The 18,219-nt window shown below is 67.1% G+C and carries 17 protein-coding genes; 11 read left to right on the forward strand and 6 right to left on the reverse strand.

The window, feature by feature from the left end; translation table 11 throughout:
- Positions 1-150: 150 nt before the first annotated feature.
- Both DFR67_RS12940 and DFR67_RS12945 read right to left on the reverse strand, forming a co-directional pair.
- Complete coding sequence (locus tag DFR67_RS12940) at positions 151-1,356, reverse strand: acyl-CoA dehydrogenase family protein (RefSeq protein ID WP_110469957.1); 1,206 nt, start codon at positions 1,354-1,356, stop codon at positions 151-153.
- Between the two features lie 5 nt (positions 1,357-1,361).
- The gene (locus DFR67_RS12945) at positions 1,362-2,339 is read right to left on the reverse strand and encodes an alpha/beta hydrolase (protein WP_110469958.1); all 978 of its coding nucleotides are present in this window, start codon (positions 2,337-2,339) and stop codon (positions 1,362-1,364) included.
- 298 nt (positions 2,340-2,637) lie between these two features.
- Between DFR67_RS12945 and DFR67_RS12950 the strand changes: the two genes are divergently transcribed.
- The gene (locus DFR67_RS12950; protein ID WP_110470113.1) at positions 2,638-6,438 is read left to right on the forward strand and encodes a Pls/PosA family non-ribosomal peptide synthetase; all 3,801 of its coding nucleotides are present in this window, start codon (positions 2,638-2,640) and stop codon (positions 6,436-6,438) included.
- 10 nt (positions 6,439-6,448) lie between these two features.
- Here the strand turns inward: DFR67_RS12950 and DFR67_RS12955 are convergent, their stop codons facing one another.
- On the reverse strand, positions 6,449-6,865 hold the full coding sequence (locus DFR67_RS12955; RefSeq protein ID WP_110469959.1) for a DoxX family protein: 417 nt from the start codon (positions 6,863-6,865) through the stop codon (positions 6,449-6,451).
- A gap of 134 nt (positions 6,866-6,999) precedes the next feature.
- On the opposite strand from DFR67_RS12955, the gene DFR67_RS12960 reads away from it, so the two are divergent.
- Positions 7,000-8,364 carry a M1 family metallopeptidase gene (locus tag DFR67_RS12960; RefSeq protein WP_170135219.1) on the forward strand — a complete coding sequence of 455 codons (1,365 nt, stop codon included), beginning with the start codon at positions 7,000-7,002 and terminating at the stop codon, positions 8,362-8,364.
- A 14-nt stretch (positions 8,365-8,378) separates the two neighbouring features.
- Positions 8,379-9,626: a lipopolysaccharide biosynthesis protein gene (locus DFR67_RS12965; protein ID WP_110469961.1), complete on the forward strand. Its 1,248-nt coding sequence runs from the start codon at positions 8,379-8,381 to the stop codon at positions 9,624-9,626.
- Here the strand turns inward: DFR67_RS12965 and DFR67_RS12970 are convergent.
- Positions 9,570-10,445: a glycosyltransferase family 2 protein gene (locus DFR67_RS12970; protein WP_110469962.1), complete on the reverse strand. Its 876-nt coding sequence runs from the start codon at positions 10,443-10,445 to the stop codon at positions 9,570-9,572. The two genes, DFR67_RS12965 and DFR67_RS12970, sit on opposite strands and share 57 nt — an antisense overlap.
- A 77-nt stretch (positions 10,446-10,522) precedes the next feature.
- Between DFR67_RS12970 and DFR67_RS12975 the strand changes: the two genes are divergently transcribed.
- From DFR67_RS12975 to DFR67_RS12985, 3 genes are read left to right on the forward strand one after another with little or no spacing between them, the layout of a single operon-like run.
- Complete coding sequence (locus DFR67_RS12975) at positions 10,523-11,233, forward strand: glycosyltransferase family 2 protein (RefSeq protein ID WP_425451277.1); 711 nt, start codon at positions 10,523-10,525, stop codon at positions 11,231-11,233.
- Between the two features lie 4 nt (positions 11,234-11,237).
- Positions 11,238-11,618 carry a DUF2304 domain-containing protein gene (locus DFR67_RS12980; RefSeq protein WP_110469964.1) on the forward strand — a complete coding sequence of 127 codons (381 nt, stop codon included), beginning with the start codon at positions 11,238-11,240 and terminating at the stop codon, positions 11,616-11,618.
- Between the two features lie 30 nt (positions 11,619-11,648).
- The gene (locus DFR67_RS12985) at positions 11,649-12,395 is read left to right on the forward strand and encodes an SDR family NAD(P)-dependent oxidoreductase (protein WP_110469965.1); all 747 of its coding nucleotides are present in this window, start codon (positions 11,649-11,651) and stop codon (positions 12,393-12,395) included.
- A gap of 28 nt (positions 12,396-12,423) precedes the next feature.
- Here the strand turns inward: DFR67_RS12985 and DFR67_RS12990 are convergent, their stop codons facing one another.
- Complete coding sequence (locus DFR67_RS12990) at positions 12,424-12,741, reverse strand: ArsR/SmtB family transcription factor (RefSeq protein ID WP_110469966.1); 318 nt, start codon at positions 12,739-12,741, stop codon at positions 12,424-12,426.
- A gap of 108 nt (positions 12,742-12,849) precedes the next feature.
- Between DFR67_RS12990 and DFR67_RS31120 the strand changes: the two genes are divergently transcribed.
- Genes DFR67_RS31120 through DFR67_RS13015 form a run of 5 tightly spaced genes read left to right on the forward strand, consistent with a single transcriptional unit; the run spans position 12,850 to position 17,585 of the window.
- Positions 12,850-14,433, forward strand: coding sequence for an ABC transporter substrate-binding protein (locus DFR67_RS31120; RefSeq protein ID WP_425451271.1), 1,584 nt, complete (start codon positions 12,850-12,852; stop codon positions 14,431-14,433).
- The gene (locus tag DFR67_RS31125) at positions 14,421-15,410 is read left to right on the forward strand and encodes an ABC transporter permease (RefSeq protein WP_245937920.1); all 990 of its coding nucleotides are present in this window, start codon (positions 14,421-14,423) and stop codon (positions 15,408-15,410) included. The genes DFR67_RS31120 and DFR67_RS31125 overlap by 13 nt, the downstream gene beginning before the upstream one ends.
- Complete coding sequence (locus DFR67_RS13005; protein ID WP_110469969.1) at positions 15,407-16,231, forward strand: ABC transporter permease; 825 nt, start codon at positions 15,407-15,409, stop codon at positions 16,229-16,231. The genes DFR67_RS31125 and DFR67_RS13005 overlap by 4 nt, the downstream gene beginning before the upstream one ends.
- Complete coding sequence (locus DFR67_RS13010) at positions 16,228-16,989, forward strand: ATP-binding cassette domain-containing protein (RefSeq protein WP_425451272.1); 762 nt, start codon at positions 16,228-16,230, stop codon at positions 16,987-16,989. Before DFR67_RS13005 ends, DFR67_RS13010 begins: the two co-directional genes overlap by 4 nt.
- Positions 16,986-17,585, forward strand: a complete 600-nt coding sequence (locus tag DFR67_RS13015) for an ABC transporter ATP-binding protein (protein ID WP_342766731.1) — start codon at positions 16,986-16,988, stop codon at positions 17,583-17,585. Before DFR67_RS13010 ends, DFR67_RS13015 begins: the two co-directional genes overlap by 4 nt.
- 12 nt (positions 17,586-17,597) lie before the next feature.
- Here the strand turns inward: DFR67_RS13015 and DFR67_RS13020 are convergent, their stop codons facing one another.
- Positions 17,598-18,218 (reverse strand): dTDP-4-dehydrorhamnose 3,5-epimerase family protein, encoded by a 621-nt coding sequence (locus tag DFR67_RS13020; RefSeq protein WP_110469970.1) that lies wholly within the window; start codon positions 18,216-18,218, stop codon positions 17,598-17,600.
- Between the last annotated feature and the right edge of the window lies 1 nt (position 18,219).

Here is an 18,219-nt window from a genome sequence, read left to right on the forward strand (position 1 = left end):
TGTTCTCCGCGAACATAGTTGCCGGGCCTGCCCTTGAGAACGTTATGACGCAGCGTGAGCCGAAGGGTGCCCACCAACAAACCCAGCTACTCCCGGAAGACCCAGGTGTTGCAGCACCTGGTTCTTCCTGGAACGAGTGGGTTTGCGGAATCAGCGGAAGGCGTCGTGACCCGTCAGCGCCTTACCGATCATCAACTGATGCATCTCCGAGGTGCCCTCGTACGTCAGCACCGACTCCAGATTGTTGGCGTGCCGGATGATCGGGTACTCCAACGTGATCCCGTTGGCGCCCAAGATCGTTCGACATTCCCGCGCGATCTTGATCGCCTCCCGGACATTGTTCAACTTGCCCAGGCTGACCTGCTCGGGCCGCAAGGTGCCCGCATCCTTGAGCCGACCGAGATGTAGGGCGAGCAATGTCCCCTTTCCCCACTCGAGCGCCATGTCCGCGATCTTCGCCTGCGTGAGCTGGTAACCCGAGAGCGCCTTGTCGAAGACGTCGCGTTCTCCGGCATAGTCGATCGCCGTCTCGAGGCAGTCGCGTGCCGCCCCGACGGCACCGAAGACGATGCCGAACCGGGCCTCGTTCAGGCAACTGAGCGGTCCGCGTAGCCCCTCGACACCGGGCAGCATGGCCGTACCGGGCAGCCGTACCTCCTCGAGAACGAGTTCGGAGGTGACCGAGGCACGCAGGGACAGTTTGTGTTTGATCTCCGGCGCACTGAAACCAGGGGTGGCGGTGGGCACCACGAAACCGCGCACACCCCGCGAGCCCTCACCGAGATCGGTGCGCGCCCACACCACCGCGACGTCCGCGACCGAGCCGTTGGTGATCCACATCTTCGTGCCGCTGAGTACCCAGTCGTCCCCGTCACGCTTGGCGGTGGTCCGCATTCCTGCCGGGTTCGACCCGAAGTCGGGTTCGGTCAGACCGAAGCACCCGATCGCCTTGCCTGCCGCCATGTCCGGGAGCCACTGCTGCTTCTGCTCTTCAGAACCGAACTCGTGGATCGCGAACATGGCCAGCGAACCCTGCACCGAGACGAAGCTCCGGAGTCCGGAGTCGACCGCCTCGAGTTCGGTACAGACCAGACCATAGGTGGTGGCCGACATACCGGCGCAGCCATAACCGTCCAGGTGCATCCCCAGCACTCCGAGTTCACCGAGCTCGGCGGCGAGTTCGGTGACCGGGAGTGAACCGTCCTCGAACCACTCGGCCACATGGGGCCGCAACTTCGAGCGACCGAATGCCGCGACGGCGTCCCGGATCTCGCGTTCGTCGGCGGTGATGAGCGGATCGGTGGCGAACAGTTCCGCCAGTGTTTGTTGGTTCTCGGACCCGTGTCGGTCGGCCATCGCGATCAACCCACTCCTTCGATGTCGTTGTTCTCACGCGCGGCGCGCGCCGCATTGGTGGCGTCCACGGCAAACGCGGCCGTGCGCGCGATCGCCCGCAGTGCGTCGGGCAGTCTGCCGGCGAGAACCGGGAACGCATGGACCTGCCATGAGTGGCTGTGCAGTTCGGCCTGTACCCCGTCGGCCGACAGCTTCTCGATCAGCTCCAGCGCATCGGGTTCGAGCATCTCGTCCTCGGCCGTGACGACGATGGTCGGTGGAAACGCCTCGGAAGGGACGTCGGCGATACGGCGGACACCTCGCAATGCGATCGGCCCCTGATCGAAGCGGGGCCGAAGTCTGCCCAGCTTCGAGATCGGCAGGTACGCATCAGATGTGCTGGTCCGATCGGGGTTGGCGGCAATGTCGAGATCGAGCAGGGGCGAGTAACCGATGAACGCCGCCGGAGCGGGCAGGCCGTCCCGGTGCGCGAACTCGATGACCTTGCCCGAGAGGAAGCCACCCGCCGAATCGCCGGCCACCACCACATGTCTGAATCCACGCTCGATGATGAGCTCACGGTAGGCCTGATAGGCATCCGTCACCGAGGTGCCGACCCCTGCCTCGGGCAACTGCCGGTACGCGACAGAAAACACCGGCAACCCGCTGTCGCGGCACAGCCGACCCGCGACCGCCCGGTGCGTGGCCAGGCCGCACACGACCAACGCGCCGCCGTGCAGGTACAGGATCGCGGTCGCCTCGTCGCGGTTGCTCGGACCCGCCGGCAAGGACAACTCCACCGGCCGCCCACCCAGTTCCAGCTGTTCCCGGACGATTCCCTTGGCCTTGGGCCCCAGGGCGAAGATCTCGTCGATCAGGTACAGCGGCCGCAGCCCAAACGCACCGATCGGCCACAGCGCCAGCGCCGGCTTGACGAGCAGCCGCGACGCCAGCCACACCGGATACGAGCGGAGACTCGGGTGGCGGTGTCTGGTCACAACCATCTGTTACTTCCTTCCACGGTTACTTCCATCCTGCTGCGCACCGCCTGGATCGACAAGGCCCGCCGGTTCCGAGTTGGTGAACGGCAAGCCAACCGTTGGTGAAGTTACGGCTCTCACCTGCACTGTTGAGCCAGCTGGATGACCGGAAAACTTGCCGCGTGTGGTCTCGTGGGCATCGCGGTGCACCTCGAGCTGAGACAATGACCGCACCAGGTAAGACGAAGGAAGGACCTCGGTGACCGCTCCGACCCTCGCGCAGTTCCACAGATCTGCGCAGGCGCCGACCGCCCGCACCCTCATGGACATCCTGACGGAGACCTCGTCAGCCCATCCGGATGCGCCCGCCATCGACGACGGCACCGTCGTCCTCACCTACTCCGAGGTGATGGAACTCGTCGAGGAGGGCGCCGCGTGGCTGGGGAGCCGGGGCATCGGTCGTGGTGATCGGGTGGGCATCCGGATGCCGTCGGGTTCGCGGGAGCTCTACCTGGCCATTCTTTCGACCCTGGCCGCCGGAGCCGCCTACGTGCCGGTTGATGCCGACGATCCGCCGGAGCGCGCAACGCTCGTTTTCGGTGAGGCCAAAGTGGCAGCGATCCTCGGCGCGGAGGGATTGACATGGCCCTCCGATCTGGGTTTGACGCGCACCGACACTGACGGCGATGCCGTGCGTCCCGACGTCGACAACGACGCCTGGATCATCTTCACCTCCGGGTCGACCGGCACCCCGAAAGGTGTCGCAGTCACCCATCGCAACGCCGCCGCGTTCGTCGACGCCGAGGCAGAGATGTTCTTGCAAGACGAGCCACTGGGCCCGGGCGACCGGGTGCTGGCCGGATTGTCCGTCGCCTTCGACGCATCGTGCGAAGAGATGTGGCTGGCCTGGCGTCACGGTGCCTGCCTGGTCCCGGCACCTCGGTCGCTGGTGCGGTCCGGGATGGACCTCGGGCCGTGGCTGGTCCAGCGCGACATCACCGTGGTGTCGACGGTCCCGACCCTCGCCTCCCTCTGGCCGCCCGAGGCCCTCGAGGCCGTCCGGCTGCTGATCTTCGGCGGCGAGGCATGCCCTCCCGAACTCGGTGAGCGTCTCGCGGTGGACGGCCGCGAGGTCTGGAACACCTACGGCCCCACGGAGGCGACGGTCGTCGCCTGCGCCGCATTGCTCGACGGCAGCAAGCCCGTGCGTATCGGGCTGCCGCTGGCCGGCTGGGATCTCGCGGTCGTCGACGCCGAAGGCGTGCAGGTGGCGCCCGGGGAGGTCGGCGAGCTGGTCATCGGCGGAGTCGGACTGGCCCGCTACCTCGACCCGGCCAAAGACGCCGAGAAGTACTCGCCCATGGCCACCCTTGGCTGGGATCGCGCCTATCGCAGCGGCGACCTGGTGCGGTTCGAGGTCGAGGGCCTGGTGTTCATGGGTCGCGCCGACGATCAGGTGAAGGTCGGTGGACGCCGCATCGAACTCGGCGAGGTCGACAATGCCCTGCAGCACCTACCCGGTGTCGGTGGTGCGGCCGCCGCGGTCCGCAAGTCGGCGGCAGGCAACTCGGTGTTGGTGGGTTACCTCGTCTCCACCGATCCCGACTTCGACCTCGCCGCTGCCCGCGATCACCTGTCCGATCAGCTGCCCGCAGCCCTGATCCCCCGGCTCGTACTCGTCGATGAGCTGCCGACGCGCACCTCCGGCAAGGTCGACCGCAACGCTCTGCCCTGGCCCCTGCCCTCCTCCGGCGGAGACGACGACACCAGTCATCTCGGCGCCACCGAGGCGTGGGTCGCACAGCACTGGACCTCGGTGCTCGGGGTCACCATCACCGACACCAAGGCCGACTTCTTCTCCGAGGGTGGCGGCTCCTTGGCCGCAGCCCAGCTGGTGACCATCCTCCGGCAGCGCTTCCCCACCGTCACCGTCGCCGATCTCTACGACCACCCGCGACTGGGCTCACTGGCACAGATGCTCGACGACATCAACCCCGGCGCCGTCACCGAACCCCGCATCGTCGAACCGACGCCGCGCAGGGCCGGGATCGCGCAGGTCGCGCTGTCGGTGCCCCTCACCACGCTCACCGGCCTGCAATGGGTCACGTGGCTGGCGATCGCCAACAATCTGCTGTCGCACTTCTACGACTCCGCCTGGATCACCCCGATCAACTGGTGGATCGTCATCGCCGCGTTCATCGTCTTCATCACGCCGCTGGGCCGGATGGTCACCGCCGCGGCCGGGATCCGGATGTTGCTGGCCGGGGTCGAACCCGGTGACTACCCGCGCGGCGGATCGGTGCACGTGCGGCTCTGGATCGCCGAGCGGCTGACCGAGGCGAGCGGCGCCGCGAACCTGTCCGGCGCCCCGTGGATGATCTACTTCGCCCGCTCGCTGGGGGCACAGATCGGTCGCGGCGTCGACATGCACACCTTGCCGCCGGTCACCGGCATGATCACGCTCGGCGACGGCTGTTCGGTGGAACCCGAGGTCGATCTGGCCGGCTGGTGGATCGACGGCGACATCGTCCACATCGGCGACATCGAGATCGGTCCGGGTGCGAGCGTCGGGTCGCGCTCGACTCTCATGCCCGGCACCCGGATCGGACCCAACGCCGAGATCGCCCCGGGCAGCGCAGTGATGGGCAAGATCAAGGGCGGCCAGCTCTGGGCCGGGTCCCCCGCGGTGAAAACCGGTAAGGCCCAGCGCCCCTGGCCCGATCACCGGCCGCCGAAGCGCAGCTACTGGGTGCCGATCTTCGGGATCTCGTCCATCCTTCTCGCCGGGGTGCCGTTGCTGTCCCTGGGCGCCGGGCTCGCGGTGATCGGCAGCTGGGCCGCCGATGCCGACCGGCTGCGATCCGTCGCATTGCGCTCCGCGGCCCTGCTCCCCGTCGCCACGCTGGTGAGCCTGCTCGTCTTCGCGGTCATCACCGCGGTGCTGGTGCGGCTGCTGTCCATCGGGATGCAAAAGGGCTACCACCCGGTGCGCTCCCGGGTCGGCTGGCAGGTCTGGGTCACCGAACGGCTGATGGACGCGGCCCGGACCTTCCTGTTCCCGCTCTACGCCTCACTGTTGACACCGTGGTGGTTCCGACTCCTGGGTGCCGACATCGGCAAGGGCACCGAGATCTCCACCGCGCTGGTGATCCCCAAGTTCACCACCGTCGGCGACGGCGCGTTCCTGGCCGACGACACGATGGTCGCGTCCTACGAGCTCGGCGGCGGCTGGATGCACATCGACGAGGCCAAGGTGGGCAAGCGCGCCTTCCTCGGCAACTCGGGGATGACCGGACCCGGCCGCAAGGTACCCAAGAACTCGCTGGTCGCCGTGCTGTCGGCCACCCCGAGCAAGGCGAAGTCGGGCTCGAGTTGGCTCGGCAGCCCACCGGTCCGGCTGCGCCGCGCCGCCGCGCAGTCCGACACGTCGCGAACCTTCGATCCGCCGCTGAAGCTGAAGGCGGCCCGTGCCTTCGTGGAAACGCTGCGCCTGATCCCGGTGATGATCACCTTCGGGCTCGGCCTGTTCGTGTTGATCGGCCTGCAGTACATCGCGCAGTCGTCCAACTATTTCGTCGCAGCGGCCGTCAGTGGACTCGTCCTGCTGGTGGCCGGGGCTGCCGCCTGCTGTATCGCCGCCGCCGCCAAGTGGGCGGTGGTCGGCAAGATCGAGGCCACCGAACACCCGCTGTGGAGCTCGTTCGTCTGGCGCAACGAGCTCTCGGACGCGTTTGTCGAGACGGTTGCGGCGCCGTGGTTCGCCAACGCGGCGACCGGCACCCCCATCCTGAACCTGTGGCTGAGGATGCTCGGGGCCCACATCGGCAAGGGCGTCTGGTGCGAAACCTATTGGCTCCCTGAAGCCGACCTCGTCACCCTCGGCGACGGCGCGACAGTACAACGCGGCTGCGTGGTGCAGACCCATCTGTTCCACGACCGCGTGATGGCGATCGACGAGGTGGTCCTGGGACCCGGCGCCACCCTCGGGCCCCACTGTGTGGCGCTACCCGCCGCGGGGCTCGGCGCGGGCGCCACCGTCGGCCCCGCGTCGCTGGTGATGCGCGGTGATGTGGTTCCGGATTCGACGCGCTGGCAGGGCAATCCGATCGCGCCATGGAATTAGCGTGGTGAGGCTACACCCGGTTTCGCCGTCGGCTCGTGAAGTATCCATCGGCACCGGTCCGGCCGGTCTCGGCGAGCCCGACGGCCACGAGACCGGCGATCAGCGCCAGCGGCAGCTCATAGCCACCGTCGGCGTTCCAGAACCCTTTGTCGATGTGGGCATAGAAGATCGCTCCGATCATGTCGGCGATCAGCAGCAGCGACACCAGCGGCATCAGGACGCCGAGGATCAGCAGGATCCCGCCGCCGAACTCCACCAACGCCGAATACCAGGCCGCGGCCTTCGGGAACGGGATGTCCAGCGACTTGAAGAAGGCCTCGGTGGCGCTGATCCCGTTGGTGTGCAACTTCTGCCAGCCGTGGAAGATGAAGATGACGCCGAGGATGACCCTGGCCACCAGAGAAGCGAAATTTCGAGATGTACCCATGACTGTCGTCCTTGTCCTCGATGTACACGCGTGGAGGAATCCCGGTCGCCGGCACCACGGGTCTTCGAGCGCCGTCGCCGCACACTCCATGTAACGTCATGAACAACCAAAAATCAGCTGGAACTGGAGGATTTGTGCCGGGTAAACCAGGCAGGCGGTCAGGTGGGACCGGACAGCCGCTACTCGGCGACCCCTCCGACGGCATCGATCCCTATCTGCCCGGCAACGGCAACCTCGGGTATCACGTGTCCCGCTATGACCTCGACCTCGAGTACAAGGTCTCCACGAACCGTCTCGCGGGCACCGCGGTCATCACTGCGACGACGGTCAGCACGCTGGGCCGGTTGTCCCTCGACCTGTCGAACTCCCTCAAGGTCGACCGCGTCACCGTCAACGGCGACAAGGTGCGCCGTTTCTCCCATCGCAGCCGGAAGCTGACGATCACGTTGGCCACAGAGCTGCCCGCCGGCGGCGTCATGACGATTCTGGTGAAGTACGCGGGCAACCCGCGGCCGATCCGCGGCCAGTGGGGCGAGGTCGGCTGGGAAGAGCTCACCGAGGGCTCACTGGTGGCGAGTCAGCCCAACGGCGCCGCGTCGTGGTATCCCTGCGACGATCATCCGACGTCCAAGGCGGCGTACGGCATCTCGATCACCACCGACACCCCGTTCATGGCCGTCGCCAACGGCGTCCTGATCCGCAAGCGGACGAAAGCCGCGCAGACGACCTGGGTGTACGAGCAGGTCGAGCCGATGGCGTCGTACCTGGCCACCATCCAGATCGGCCAGTACACCCGAAAGACGCTGACCACCAGGCCCGTTCCCATCCATGCGGTATTCCCACCGGCCCTGCGCCGCAACGTCGAGCACGACTTTGCCAAGCAGAAGCAGATGATGGACGCGTTCGTCGACATGTTCGGTCCCTACCCGTTTCCCGAGTATTCGGTGGTGATCACCGACGACGAGTTGGAGATCCCCATCGAGGCCCAGGGCATGTCGATCTTCGGTGCCAATCACTGCAACGGCTCGGGTTCGTATGAACGTCTCGTCGCACACGAGTTGGCGCACCAGTGGTTCGGCAACTCGCTGACGCTGAACCGGTGGAAGCACATCTGGTTGCACGAGGGTTTCGCCTGTTACAGCGAGTGGCTGTGGTCGGAACGGTCGGGCGGGATGACCGCCGAGGCGCACGCACGCAAGTACTACGACCGCCTCGCCGCGTCGCCGGTCGATCTGATCATCGGCGACCCCGGACCGGAGAAGATGTTCGACGACCGGGTGTACAAACGCGGCGCGCTGACCCTGCACGCACTCCGTAAGCAGCTGGGCGACACCCAGTTCTTCGATCTGTTGCGCGAGTGGACACGTCAGTATCGGTACAGCTCGGTCACCACCGAGGACTTCACCGGACTCGCCGCGCGGTTCAGTCCTGAACCGCTGAACGGTCTGTGGCACGACTGGCTGGGGCAGCGGTCGCTGCCGATGTATCCGGGTCTCTAGGTGAGGGTGGCCCGATGAGTCGGGTGGCGCTGGCGACGGTGGTCGCCGCCATCTCGGGGTATCTGGTCCTGTTGCTGGCGGCCCGCGGTCTCGGGGCCGACGGGTATGCCGCGTTCGCCGTGTTCTGGGCGGCGTATGGCCTGGTCACCGGCACGCAGAACGGGCAACTGCAAGAAACGACCCGCGCTGTCCGTGGAGCCCGGATGCACGACGGGCCCGCGTCCGGTGCCCGTCCGATGCAGCTCAACGCGATGGTCGGCCTCGGCCTCGGAGCGCTGGTTGCCGTCACCGCCATAGCTTGGGCATCAACAGTTTTCGAGTCCTACCGCGTCGAATCGGTCGCTCTGCTGGCTACCGGGGTCGCAGCGTTCGGCATCTACGCCGGCCTCGGCGGCGCCCTGTCGGGACTCGGCAGGTGGGGCCCGTTCGGGACGTTGCTCATCGTCGACGCACTCATCCGCCTCATCCTGACCGTCATCGCCGTCGCCGCCGGCTGGGGCCTGGGCGCCTTTCTGATCATCACGGTGGCGGGCACGGTGTCCTCGGCGATCGTGCTCGCATTACTGCGGCCCGCGCGTGAGGCCCTCGCCGTCCGGGGTGACGCCGCGGCCCGTGAACTCGTCCGGAACACCTTCACCGCCATGGCCGCGGCCCTGGCCAGCGCCATCCTGGTCATGGGATTCCCGGTGCTCATCAAACTCTCGACGAGCGGCGACCTCGACTCCGCCGCGGGCGCGGTGATCCTGGCGGTGACCTTGACCCGGGCTCCCTTGCTGGTCCCGTTGAACAGCTTTCAGGGTGCTCTGATCAGCCGCTTCGTCGAGGGGCGAGATCGCCTGTTCGCTGCCCTCGCGGCGCCCCTCGCCATCGTGCTCGGGGTGGGTGCGGTGGGGACGATCGCCGCGTGGGTGTTCGGTCCGTGGTTGCTGGAGAACATCTTCGGCGGCGACTACCGGCTGTCGGGCACCACGGTGGCCGCCCTGACCGCAGGGGCGGTGGCGATGGCCGTGCTCACGCTGACCGGTGCGATGGCGCTCGCCGCCGGCCGGCACCGGCTCTATGCCGCCGGCTGGTGGGTGGGCACGGCGGTCAGCATCGCGCTGTTGTTCGTCCCCGCCGATCTCGAGGTCAGGGTGCCGCTGGCGCTGATCGTCGGCCCACTGGTAGGTATGGCCGTGCACCTGGTCGCTGCGGCACGGCCGGGGTCAGCGCACGAGGTGCCGGGCCAGCTCCCCGGCGACCGGCCACTGCCTACCGACTAACGCCCCCGGTAGCAGGGTCGCGGCATTCAACCGCGAGGTGGGATGACGGCGCGCAGCCTTGGCGGCGGTGGTCCAGCCGAGCTCCTCGCACGTCCTGGCCTCGGCCGTAAAGAACTCCCGTTCCTCGGTGAAGCGCCGACCGTCGATCGCCCGCACCGAACTGACCGATCCCACATGGCGTCGGTAGGCGAACGTCACGTCGGGATCGAAGACCAGCGACCCACCCGCCCGGGCGATGTCCACGAGCAGCGCCAGGTCGAGGACCACCTCCAGCCCCTCTCGGAAGCCGATCTGCCGGGCGACGTCGCGGCGCCAGAGCAACGACGGGAAGTAGGTCCAGTTCCCGCGATACAGGCCCGCGGCCAACTCCTCGCCGCGCAGGGTGGTCGCCGCGCGCGGCGCCAGCGTCGATTTCACCCGGTCCCCCAGGGGCCGCACGACGGCCCCGTCAGCGTCGATGACCTCGACCCCGCTCGCCGCGACCGCCGCATCGGGGTGTGTGGCCAGCGCTGCGACCGCACGGGCCAGATGGTCCGGCCCCATGAGGTCGTCGCACCCCATGATCGTGAACACGGGCGCTTCGGCGAGGTCGACACAACGCCGAAAGTTGCCGTTGACCCCCAAGTTCTCGGCGTTGCGCAGGTACTGCAACCGGGAGTCACCGAGTTCTTGAAACCAGCGCGCGGGCTCGGGGTCAGGATATTGGTCATCCACCATGACCAGCCGGAACTCGGCGTGGGACTGGGCGAGCACGCTGCGCACCGCCGCCTGAAAGAGGGACATGTCGCCGTAGAACGGCAGCATGACGTCGACCAGCACGGTGGAAGAATACGCCGCCGTTGCCGTTAGACTCCCTATCGGCCTGTTACTACACGATGAGCGCGGAGGTGTGTGAGATCACTGACCCACCTGCCGCCGACCGCAATGCCGATGTCTGGCTCATCGTCCCGGTCTACAACGAAGCGCCGGTGATCCGTTCGGTCGTCTCCGCTGCGAAACACACCTTCCCGAACATCGTCTGTGTCGACGACGGCAGCAAGGACGGCTCTGCGGACGAGATCCTGGCCGCCGGTGTGCGATTGGTACGTCATCCCGTGAATCTCGGCCAGGGGGCCGCCATCCAGACGGGCGTCGAGTACGCCCGGTCCCAACCCGGGGCGCAGTTCTTCGTCACCTTCGACGCCGACGGACAGCATCAGGTCGACGATGTGGTCGCCATGCTGGGGCGTCTGCGCACCGAGCCCCTCGACATGGTCATCGGCACGCGATTCGCCGACGACCGCAGCAAGAGTGTGCCGATCGTCAAACGAATGGCCTTGCGCACCATCGTCTTCCTGAGTCCCCGTACCCGACGCCTCGGATTGACCGACGCCCACAACGGCCTGCGCGTCTTCAACAAAAAGGTGGCCGACGAGCTGGATCTCATCATGAACGGGATGAGCCACGCCTCGGAGTTCGTCGCGCTGATCGACAGCCGCAAGTGGCGGGTCTCCGAGCAGCCCGTGACGATCCTCTACACCGAGTACTCGATGGCCAAGGGACAGTCACTGCTCAACGGGGTCAACATCCTGGCCGACGGGTTACTGCACGGTCGGATGAGGCGATAACACCATGCTGGCCATCCAGATCATCCTCATCCTGTTCGTCATCGCACTGGTCGGATACTTCATCACCCAGCGCGGGAACGCCCGCGCCTCGGCCTGGGTCAAACTCGCCTTCCTCGCCTTCCTGGCCTTCGGTGTCTACGCCTTGCTGCGGCCCGATGACCTGACCACCCTCGCCGGTTGGGTGGGCGTCGGCCGCGGCACCGACCTGGTGCTGTACTGCCTGGTGGTGGCCTTTGCCTTCACCACGATCAGCACGTACCTCCGGTTCCGCGACCTGGAGATCAAGTACGCCCGGCTGGCCCGTGCGATCGCGCTGCAGAATGCCAAGCTCGAGAACGGGCCCTACACATCGCCAGACAATCCGCCGGCCGGGCCATCCGACTAGGCAGACATCTCGATCAGAGGGGAGATCGACATGCCAGACCTGTCAGACAAGGTGGCCCTGGTCACCGGAGCGACGAGCGGCATCGGCAAGGCCACAGCGATCAGGCTCAGCGCCTGTGGGGCACATGTGGTCGTCTCGGGCCGTGACGAAGAACGCGGGCGCGCCGTGGTCGAGGACGTCCGGAACGATGGCGGCAGTGCCGAATTCATCCGCGCGGACCTCGTCGACGCACACAGCGCAGGCACCCTCGCCGACGCGGCACTCGCTGCCAACGGGCGCGTGGACATCCTCGTGAACAATGCCGGCGCCGCCGTGTTCGGGACCACCGCAGCAGGCACCGAAGCAGACTTCGACGCCCTCTACGCACTGAACGTGAAAGCTCCGTACTTCCTCGTCGCGAAGATCGCGCCGGGCATGGTGGAACGTGGCTGCGGCTCCATCATCAACGTGAGCACCATGGCCGCCAGCTTCGGCAGCGCATCGTCGGGGATCTACGGGTCGAGCAAGGCTGCGCTCAACCACCTCACCCAGGACTGGGCGGTCGAGTTCGGTCCGCACGGGGTACGGGTGAACACCGTCGCCCCCGGACCCACCCGCACGGAAGGCACCGAGCGGGTTCTCGGGCCGATGCTCGACAAGCTCGCCTCCAAGTCCCCGCTGGGCCGTACGGCGACGCCGGACGACATCGCCCACGTCATCGCGTTCCTGGCGGGTGATGAGTCGAGGATGGTCCACGGTCAGCTCATCCATGCCGACGGTGGGCGCACCATCAGCTGATGATCCTCAGTGCTGATCCCCAGCGGGGTCAGTGCTCGTGTGCCGGATGGTCGGTGTGCTCGGCGCCCATGATGTCGTGCAGGATTCGGTGGACGATCGCGTCGGGAACGATCCTGTAGTGCACGGTGCGCCCGGATTTGGTGGTGGTGACCCAGCCCTGGGAGCGCAGAGCCCGTAGTGACTGCGACGCCGCGTTCTCCGTGATCGACGCAGCCTCTGCCAACTCGCTGACTGTCGCACCCGGATGCTCGTGCATGTGGGTCAGCACACTCAGCCGGGTGGAATCCGACAGCAGCGCAAAGCGATTGGCCCACTCACCGACATCGATGTGTTGGTGCCCGGCCATCGCCAGTCCCTTCGCCGCTCGTACTGCCGCCCGCTGCGTCCGGTGTTAGGGTACGACACAAATAAATGTGTCTGCACAGACACATATCGGTGTGGAAGGGATCTGTCGGTGCGTCGAAGGGCTCTGCAGGCAGTGGTGACAGCTTGCGCCGGCGCAGTGGTCCTCGGCTCCTGCGCTGCCGCGCCTACTGAAGACCCGGGCCGAATCGTCCTCGCGGAAGGCCAGGAACTCGGCGACTACAACCCCGTGGCCGGGTACGGCGAACTCGGTGTCTCGCCGATCTACGAGGGCCTGCTCCGACCGCAGGCCGACACCGACGACCGTCTACCGGATCTTGTTCCGTCGCTGGCGACCTCGTCGCCCGAACCGATCGGCCCACGCCGGTGGCGGCTGCCACTGCGAGCCGGTGTGACGTTCTCCGACGGGTCCACCTTCGACTCGGCAGATGTCGTCGCAACCTACTCAGCCGTGCGCGATCCCATTGTGGCGTCGGAGATCTCCACGAACTTCACGCCGGTCGTCGACGTCCAAGCCGATGGAGAGGCCGCCGTCGTCGTCACCATGAACACCGACGCCGACCCGTCGCCTCACCTGCTGCTCGGCATCGCCCCGTCGGAGAAGATCGAGCACGCTCCCGTCGCCGACTGGGCACTGAACACCGCGCCGGTGGGCACCGGACCGTACGCGCTGGAGAGCCTTGCTCCTGATCAGGCGGTGATGACCGCACGCGCGGATTACTGGGGTGAGGCCCCGGAGGTCACGTCCCTGGTGTTCACCTACACACCCGATGACAACACCCGGGCTCAGCAAATTACCACGGGTGAGGTCGACGGCGTGAGCCTGCCGCCGACCATGCTTGCAGCGGTGTCCGATCGCGACGGCATCGAGACCGTCAGCGTCGCATCCGCCGATTGGCGTGGGGTGTCGTTCCCGGCGGAGAACCCGTTCGCGGCCGACCCGCAGGCGCGGCTGGCCATGAACATCGGCATCGATCGCGGAGCGCTGATCACCGATGTGCTCGACGGCCACGGCCGGGCGGCCAGCACGCCTGTCGCAGCAATCTACGGTGACGCATACGAGCCCGGCGCCGAGTTCGCGCACGACACCGCCCGCGCCGCATCCGTACTCGATGCGGCGGGATGGATCGCCGGATCGGGTGGGGTCCGCGAAAAGGACGGCCACGAGGCCTCTTTCGAGCTGCTCTACAACGCACAGGACACCCTGCGCCGCGACCTTGCGGTCGCGTTCGCGGCTGCCATGGCACCGCTGGGTATCGAGGTCACCCCCCGCGGGAGCAGCTGGGACGAGATCGAGATGTCGCTGGACACCTCGGCGGTCGTCCTCGGCGGTGGCGCGACGCCGTACAGCATCGACTCCCAGGTGTTCGACACCCTGCACAGCCGGGTTCCGGATTCGTCGCCGTACTCCAATCCGGGCAACTTCGTCCCGGCCGGGATGGATGCCCTGCTGCAGCAGGCCCGCGACGCGGCGACCACCCCGGAGAACGACGCACGCTATCGGACCATCCAAACCCTCTACATGTCCGAGCCGTCGTACGTGTTCCTCGCATTCCTGGACCACACGTACGCCTACCGAGATCTCGGTTGGCAGCAGGGCGCCCCCATCCTGGAGCCGCACTCTCACGGGGTCGCCTGGGGCCCGTGGTGGCACGTCGCCGCGTGGACACGGTGAGCCGTTTCGCGCCTGCCGCGCGCCTGCTGGGTATCCGCACGCTGATCGCCGTTCCGGTGACGCTGGCGGTGTCGGCGGCGATGTTTGCGATCGCCTCACTCTCGCCCTTCGATCCGCTGGCGGTGTACCTCGGCGACAACTATCAATCGGCGACGCTCTCGCAACGAGAAGCGGTGCGGGCCGCCTACGGCACCGACGTGTCCTGGTACACCGCGTGGTGGCGCTGGACCGGCGAGCTGTTCACGGGCGACCTGGGCTGGTCGTCGACACAGTCGCAGTCCGTTGCAGCGGTTCTCACCCAGCGGATGCCGTTCACCCTTGGCCTGTCGGCAGCCGCGCTCATCGCAGCGACCCTCATCGCCGTCACCCTGGGTGCCCTGGCCGGGATGCGCCGCGGCGGTGTCCTCGACAAGGTCTGCTCGGTGCTGTCGGCCGTCTTCGCGTCGGTTCCACCGTTTGTGGTGTCGCTGGTGCTGGTGGCGGTCCTCGCGGTCGGCCTCGGACTGTTCCCCGCGTCGGGCGCGCGGTCCCCAGGCGATCCGTACACGGTCGGCGGACTTGTCGGGCACGGACTACTTCCCTTTGTCGCACTGACCATCTCGCAGGTGCCCTGGTTGTTGCTGACCACCAGGGCCGCCGTGGTCGACACGGCAGGCTCTGACGCGGTCCGCGCGGCACGGGCCCGCGGTATCCACGGCTGGGCCCTGCTCGAGGGCCACATCGTGCCGTCCTCGATCGCGCCGACCCTTGCCCTGCTCGGCACCCGACTTCCCGAGGTGATCGCCGGCGCCGCCGTGGTCGAGACAGTCTTCGGCTGGCCCGGCGTCGCAGCGGTGCTCGTCGAATCCGCCTCAGCTCTGGACTTTTCGCTGCTCGCCGCACTGACCGTGGGCGCAGCCTTGGCCGTCTTGCTCGGCTCTGCGCTGTCCGATGCAGCGGCCACCGCGCTCGACCCCCGGATCGGGATGAGGGCATGACCACGGTGATCGCCGCACGACTGCGGCTCGGATGGCCGTGGTTGTTGCTCGCGGTGATCGCCCTGTCGGCCATCGTCATACCGATGGCGGCGGGAGCCCAGATCGCCGATTTCGGCGCGGCGTTGCAGGCTCCCGGATCCGGCCATCTCGTCGGCACCGACCATTCCGGTTACGACCTGCTGGTGAGAACTGCGCAGGGATTGCGGATCTCTCTCGTGATCGCCGCGATCTGTGCGGTGGCCGCGACCCTGCTCGGCGTGATCGTCGGGGTCGGGTCGATCGCGGCCGGAGGTTGGGTCGACGCGGTGGTGATGCGTGTCGTGGACGGGGTCAATGCCCTACCCCACCTGGTCGTCGGAATTGTCATCGCTGCCCTCTGGCGCGGGGATCCAGTCGCGATCATCCTGTCGATCTCCTTGACCCACTGGCCTTCGGTGGCGCGGGTGGTGCGCGCGGAACTGCTGTCGAATGCGGAAGCGGGGTGGGTCAAGTCGGCGCGACTGGCCGGCGCCGGTCGCTGGTTCGTCGCGCGCAATCATCTGCTCCCGGCAGTGGGCGGACAGGCTCTGGTCGCGATGATCATGCTGTTGCCGCACGCCGTCTGGCATGAATCGACGCTGTCCTTCCTCGGCGTCGGCCTGTCCCCCGATCGCGCGAGTCTGGGCACCCTGCTCGGGCAGGCGAGAGGCGATGTGATGCTGGGAGCCTGGTGGACTCTCGCGATCCCTGCTACGGCGCTGATCGTCACGGCACTGATCTTCGCTGCCGGTGGCTCGATCGTGCGCAAGCAGATGCAATCTCCCGGAGGGCAGGTCTGGTGAGCGCCGCACAGCTGCGCCGGTTCGGCGTGAGCATCGCGACCCGCGGCAGACGCGGCGAGGCCGTCGTCGGCCTACGCGGTGTCGATCTCGACGTCGAGGACGGACAGGTCACGGCGCTGGTCAGTGAGTCCGGGTGCGGCAAATCCCTGGTGGCACTGGCCTTGTGCGGATTGCTACCGCCGGGTTCGTCGGTCGCGGGCGACCTGGCGATCGGCGCAGACACCCTCGTCTTCGATGACGAACGTCGTTGGCGCGCACTACGCGGACGAACGGTTGGCCTGATCCCACAGTCGCCTGCGACGTCTTTCACCCCTGTCCGGACCCTGGGGTCACAACTCGACGAGGTCGTCCGAATACTCGGCAGCGACCGGGACGCCTCAGAGTTGGTTGCACTGGCGGGGCTACCGAAAGATGCTCTGGCGCTGTACCCGCACGAGTTGTCCGGTGGGATGGCTCAACGCGCCGCCGTCGCCGCGGCCATCGCGGGTCGGCCGGCCCTCGTCGTCGCCGACGAACCGACCTCCGCGCTCGACCCAGAACTCGCCGACCTGGTGTGGAAGTTGCTGCGCGCGATAGCCGACGACGGGTGCGCCGTTCTGGTGATCACCCACGACCTGACGTCGTTGCTTCGCTCGCAGATCTGCGATTCCATCGCGGTCATGAGAACCGGAGAGGTCGTGCTCCACGATGCCCCCGCGCACGTGGTGTCGAGTCCGGACGATTACATCAGCCGGCTGTTCTCCGGGGTGCACGCGTGATCACTGCCGAGAAGGTGACCGTCCGATTCGGTGACCACACCGTCCTGGACGCCATGGACTTCCGAGCACCGCAGGGCCAGATCAGCGGGATTCACGGCCGCTCCGGAACCGGTAAGACCACCCTGTTGCGGGTGCTCGCCGGGCTGCAACGGCCCGATGCCGGCACCGTTCTGATCGACGGCGGCCCGGCAGCACAAGTGGGATCGATCGCCATGCTCGACCAGCATCCACGGCTCGTGTGCAACCCGAGATGGTCGTTGACGCGCATCATCCGCGAACCGGCCGACATCGCCCGTCGCCCTGTCGATCCGGTGTCGGTGGCCGAGGGGGTCGGGCTCGACCCCGAATTGCTCACGCGGTTTCCCGCCCAGGTCAGCGACGGACAATTGCAACGCGCGTGCCTGGCCCGGGCGCTGGTGCAACGGCCACGATATCTGCTGTGCGACGAGCCAACCGCGATGCTCGACCCGATCGCGACCGCCGATGTGGCGGAATTGCTGCGATCGATCGAGGTCTCGGGCACCGGCGTCGTGCTGGTCAGCCATGACCCCGACATCATCAGCGAGTTGTGTTCGACCACAACTGAACTCCGATGAGAGGTGGCCCGCTCAGCTCTCGGCGAGTCCCCGGAGAAACGCTGCCACGTCATCGCGATCGGGCAGCAATCCCATCGAGCGGGCCTCGGACAGGCTGGGGGCGTCGGTGTCTTTGTCCGACAACGTGTATTCCAGTGCTGAACCATCGCGCGCAGTGGTCGGGAACTCGATACCGATCTCCGGATCGAGGGGGTGAACGCCGTGCTCGCCGGTGGGGTTGTACCCGGTGGAGCACAGGTAGGTGACCACTGAATCGTCCTCGAGCGAGACAAAAGCGTGTCCGAGTCCCTCACCGACATACACGGCGCGCCGGTCGACGTCGTCGAGTAGGACTCCGTCCCAGGCGCCGAAGGTCGGTGATCCGACCCGGATATCGACGACCACGTCGAAGATGGCACCACGCGGGCAGCTCACGTACTTCGCCTGTCCCGGCGGGACATCGGCGAAGTGGACACCGCGCAGGACGCCGGCGGCAGACACCGAGAGGTTCTGCTGCTGCAGGTCGAACGGGTGACCGATGACCTCTGCCAGCAGATCGGCCTTGAAGGCCTCCATGAACAGGCCTCGCGGATCGCCGAACTTCTTCGGGGTCACGGTCCAGGCACCATCGATGGCCAGGGGTTCGATCAGCATG

Origin of the sequence: Williamsia limnetica, assembly GCF_003217475.1 — a bacterium.
Taxonomy (GTDB): Bacteria; Actinomycetota; Actinomycetes; order Mycobacteriales; family Mycobacteriaceae; genus Williamsia; species Williamsia limnetica.

Excerpts from the sequence above, each read along its gene's own strand:
- DFR67_RS12940 (WP_110469957.1), bottom strand. The coding sequence starts at position 1,356 with ATGGCCGACCGACACGGGTCCGAGAACCAACAAACACTGGCGGAACTG.
- DFR67_RS12945 (WP_110469958.1), bottom strand. The coding sequence starts at position 2,339 with ATGGTTGTGACCAGACACCGCCACCCGAGTCTCCGCTCGTATCCGGTG.
- DFR67_RS12950 (WP_110470113.1), top strand. The coding sequence starts at position 2,638 with ATGGACATCCTGACGGAGACCTCGTCAGCCCATCCGGATGCGCCCGCC.
- DFR67_RS12955 (WP_110469959.1), bottom strand. The coding sequence starts at position 6,865 with ATGGGTACATCTCGAAATTTCGCTTCTCTGGTGGCCAGGGTCATCCTC.
- DFR67_RS12965 (WP_110469961.1), top strand. The coding sequence starts at position 8,379 with ATGAGTCGGGTGGCGCTGGCGACGGTGGTCGCCGCCATCTCGGGGTAT.
- DFR67_RS12980 (WP_110469964.1), top strand. The coding sequence starts at position 11,238 with ATGCTGGCCATCCAGATCATCCTCATCCTGTTCGTCATCGCACTGGTC.
- DFR67_RS12985 (WP_110469965.1), top strand. The coding sequence starts at position 11,649 with ATGCCAGACCTGTCAGACAAGGTGGCCCTGGTCACCGGAGCGACGAGC.
- DFR67_RS12990 (WP_110469966.1), bottom strand. The coding sequence starts at position 12,741 with ATGGCCGGGCACCAACACATCGATGTCGGTGAGTGGGCCAATCGCTTT.
- DFR67_RS13005 (WP_110469969.1), top strand. The coding sequence starts at position 15,407 with ATGACCACGGTGATCGCCGCACGACTGCGGCTCGGATGGCCGTGGTTG.
- DFR67_RS13020 (WP_110469970.1), bottom strand. The coding sequence starts at position 18,218 with ATGCTGATCGAACCCCTGGCCATCGATGGTGCCTGGACCGTGACCCCG.